The sequence below is a fragment of the Actinomycetota bacterium genome, from assembly GCA_030776725.1.
Lineage (GTDB): Bacteria > Actinomycetota > Nitriliruptoria > Nitriliruptorales > JAHWKO01 > JAHWKW01.
Genome location: JALYHG010000135.1, coordinates 1 through 3862, shown reverse-complemented (window position 1 = coordinate 3862; position 3862 = coordinate 1). Strand labels below are relative to the sequence as shown.

Here is a 3862-nt window from a genome sequence, read left to right as displayed (position 1 = left end):
GCGCCACCCAAGCCCGACATCCCCAGGGACGTCGAAGCCGACCTGCCCGGGGGCGTCCTGCGCGAGCTCCGCCGGCACAGCCAGGACCCTGACGAGATCGCCAGAGCCCTGACGCTCGCCGTCGCTGCGGTCGACGCGGGTGCCCCCGACCGTGCGCGTCCCTACCTGGAGTGGGCGAAGGCCGCCGCTCCCCGGGCGCCGAGCGTCCGCGAGACCCTCGGGGTGGCGCTGTACCACGCCGAGGACTGGTCGGGTGCGCTCAGCGAACTCCAGACCTACCGACGGCTGTCGGGCCGCAGCGACCAGAACCACCTGATCGGCGACTGCTTGCGTGGGCTGGGCCGGTCCGCGGCTCGTGTGGCTGAGGTCGTGCAGGAACTCGACCCCGACCGCGACGGCGACGACCGCTACGCCGAAGGGATGATCGTGTGGGCCAGCGCTCTAGCCGATCACGGCGACCCCGGCGCGGGCCGGGCGGTGATCCGCCGGACGCTGGATCGTCTCGGCCAGCCCACCGATCCCCAGGAACACCACCTTCGCCTGTGGTACATCGCGGCGGACCTCGCGGAGCGCGACGGCGACCGCGACGACGCGGAACGGTGGTTGCGGCGGATCGCGGCCGAAGACGACGACCTCTACGACGTGCGAGAACGTCTCGCGCGGCTCGCTGGGTGACGACCCACCGGCGTTGCGAACGCGCGTAGGTCACCCGACCGGGGTCAGCGTCCCCTCGTCGCGTCGGCGGAAGTACCGCAGGAAGCCCGCCGCGTTCGAGCGGAACCCCGACAGCAGCTGGACCCGTTCCTCGGCGTGCGGATCGTCGGGGACCAGTCCCGGGTCGACCTCGTCGGCGAAGCGCTGCACCAACGTCTCGGTGACGTGGTCGAGCTCGTCGTGCTCCTGGTAGGCGGCTTCGGCGGTCGCCGCCCACAGATGCAGCCGCTTGATGGCGTCGTGTAGGGCGTCCACCGGGGGGTCGAGAGGGCCGTAGTGGGCCAGGTACAGGCGGGTGACGTCCCGCTCGAGGTAGCGGCTCAGGGACCGCGTCGCCGCCTCGAGGTGGAAGTCCGGAGGCGGGGTGGCGGGGCGGAGCTCACGCATCCCTGGCAGCTGCACCCCGACCGAGTCCCCGGCGAAGATGGCGCCGGTGGCGTCGTCGAAGATGCCGATGTGGTGCTTGGCGTGGCCGGGGGTGTACAGGACCTCCAGCGTGCGGCCACCGCCGACGTCCAACGTGTCCCCGTCTGCGACCGCCAGGAGCCGGTCGCGCTCGATCGGGGTGCAGGCGCCGTAGACGCGGTCCATGAGCTCGCCGTAGACGCGGCGCGACGACTCGTTGAGCTTCTCGGGGTCGTGCAGGTGTCGAGCGCCGACCTCGCTCACGACGATGGTCGCCGACGGGAACGCCGCGGCGATGTCCCCGGCCCCGCCGGCGTGGTCCAGGTGGATGTGGGTGACGATCAGGTAGGCAAGGTCGCTGGGATCGAGGCCGACCTCGTGCAGCCCGGCGACCACGTGGTCGATCGACAGCGCCGGCCCGCACTCGATCAGCGTCGGGCGCGGCGCGGGCAACAGGTACCCAGCGGTGACCTGCGTCATACCGCCGGTGATCGTGTCGATGCCGACGACGTCGTCGGCGAAGTGCTCCACCCGCGTGCGCGAGACGTCGTCGTTCACTTCCTACCTCCAGGGCGTCACTGCGACGCCGCCTCCGCGTCGCAAGTCGACGCTACTTCAGCAGCTGCCTCGGTTGCTGAGGCGGGCGCCATGGACGACGTCGCGGCGACCATCGAGCGTTTGCGTGCGATCACCGTCGTGCCCATGCTGCGACCGACGACGTCGGCCGATCGGTGGGGGGAGGGTGCCGTGGCCCAGAGTCACCGTCTGCCCGCTGCGGATGGTCTGGCCGAGATCCGCGACCGTCAGCGGCGGGCGCTCGTCGTGGCGCTGGTGGCCAACGGATCCTTCCTGGTGGTGGAGTTCGTCGGCGGTTTGCTGTTCCGTTCTCTGGCGCTCCTGGCAGACGCCGCCCACATGCTGTCCGACGTGGCTGCGCTGACGATCGCACTGGTGGCCCAGCGGCTGATCGAACGTCCGGCGACCAACCGGCACAGTTTCGGACTCCAGCGCGCCGAGGTCCTCGGCGCGCAGGCCAACGGGCTGGTGCTGTTCGCCGCGTCCGCGTGGATCCTGTACGAGGCCGTCCGCCGCATCGGCGCGCCACCGGAGGTCCGAGGAGGTGGTCTGGTCGCGGTCGCCGCGGCAGGCCTGGTGGTCAACCTCGCGTCGGCGTACGCGTTGCACCGGGTACGGGACCACAGTCTCAACATCCGCGGGGCTCTGGCGCACCTGCTCGCCGATGCCGTGGGCTCGGTCGGGGCGCTCCTGGCGGGGGTCGCGGTCGTCCTGTGGCGGGCCAACTGGGTCGACCCGGCCGTGTCCATGGGCGTCGCTCTGCTGGTGCTGTGGTCGGCGTACCGGCTGCTGCGCGAGACGACGCACGTCCTGCTCGAGGGGACGCCGCAACACCTGGACATCGACGAACTGCAGGCCGCGATGCTCGAACACACGGGGGTCGAGGCGGTTCACCACGTGCACGTGTGGAGCATCGCGTCGGACGTTCCGTCGCTGTCGGCGCACGTCGTGCTCCGGGAAGAGCTCAGCCTCCACGACGCCCAGATCCTCGGCGACGAGCTCCGCGCCCGCCTCGAGAACGACTTCGGGATCGGGCACACCACCCTCGAACTCGAGTGCCACGTCTGCGAGCCAGAAGCCGACGATGAGCTGTTGTTGTAGCTGCGGCGCCGCCTGTCGATCCGAGCGGTCACGCGGGATGGTCGTCCTCCACCTGGTCCTCTTCCTCGCTGGGATCGTCCTCGTGGGGCGGACGCTCGCCGATCAGCCCCACGTGCAGAACAGCGTCGCCCGGTGAGACCAGCGGCAGGGTGGTCGCGCCGATCACCACGCCATCGTCGGGGCTGTCCACCGCCGATCGTTCGCGGCCGAAGGGGTCGGTCGTCGCCCACAGCGTCTGACCGGCCCGGACCTGATCGCCGGGCCCGACCTGCAGGTCCAGGATCCCGCCCCGTTCGGCGCGGATCCACCGCGAGTCGTACATCACGACCGGCGGGTCGTGCGGCGGGTCGGGGGCCTGGTCGGTCATCTGCAGATGGTGCAGCAGGCGCAGTATCCCCTCGGCGGCGACCTGGATCGCGTCGGTGTCGAAGCGCAGGGCCTCACCGCCCTCGAACGTCAGCACGGGCACACCCCGGTCCGCCGCGACCTCACGCAGTGATCCGGGACGGGTCGCGGCCGACAGGATGTAGGGCGCGCCGAACGCCTCGGCGAGTTGCAACGTGTGCGGGTCGGCGGTGTCGATCCTCACCTGCGGCACGTTGGTGCGTCGGTTCGCAGCGGTGTGCAGGTCCACACCGAGGTCGCTGGCGACCACGATCTCGTCGAGGACCACCCGGGCGATGCGGGCCGCGAGCGACCCGGTGGGCGACCCCGGGAAGGCGCGGTTGAGGTCGCGGCGGTCAGGCAGGTACCGGCTGTGCAGCTGCACACCCAGGATGTTCACGAGCGGCGCGACCAGGATGGTGCCGCGCAGGCGCTGGGGGTCCAGACGCTGGATCAGCTCGCGGCACGCCGCGACACCGTTGAGTTCGTCGCCGTGGACCGCCGCCGTGACGAACATCCGCGGACCGGTCTGCGCGCCGTGCAACACGGCGACGGGGATCGACAGGCGGTCGCCGGTGTACGACTCGGACACGGCGCACGACAGGTCCGCTCGCGTCCCCGGTGAGACCTCCTCGCCGGCGACACGAACGGGCGCGATCACCGCCGGCGGGCGGGCCCGTCC

The 3862-nt window shown here is 71.5% G+C and carries 4 protein-coding genes; 2 read left to right on the top strand and 2 right to left on the bottom strand.

What is annotated here, in order from left to right:
• The coding region (locus M3N57_06390) for a tetratricopeptide repeat protein (protein MDP9022318.1) at positions 1-675 on the top strand (675 nt) is incomplete at its 5' end.
• A 30-nt stretch (positions 676-705) separates the two neighbouring features.
• Here the strand turns inward: M3N57_06390 and M3N57_06385 are convergent.
• Entirely contained in the window at positions 706-1677 is a 972-nt protein-coding gene (locus M3N57_06385; GenBank protein MDP9022317.1) for an MBL fold metallo-hydrolase, read from the bottom strand.
• 90 nt (positions 1678-1767) lie between these two features.
• Here M3N57_06385 and M3N57_06380 point away from each other — a divergent pair, with 90 nt between their 5' ends.
• Positions 1768-2796 (top strand): cation diffusion facilitator family transporter, encoded by a 1029-nt coding sequence (locus M3N57_06380; GenBank protein MDP9022316.1) that lies wholly within the window; start codon positions 1768-1770, stop codon positions 2794-2796.
• A 28-nt stretch (positions 2797-2824) separates the two neighbouring features.
• On the opposite strand, the gene M3N57_06375 is transcribed toward M3N57_06380, so the two are convergent.
• Positions 2825-3862: succinylglutamate desuccinylase/aspartoacylase family protein (locus tag M3N57_06375; protein ID MDP9022315.1), on the bottom strand; the 1038-nt coding region annotated here is incomplete at its 5' end.

Bases quoted from the DNA above. Each gene is read 5' to 3' on its own strand.
- M3N57_06380 (MDP9022316.1), top strand. From the start codon at position 1,768: ATGGACGACGTCGCGGCGACCATCGAGCGTTTGCGTGCGATCACCGTC.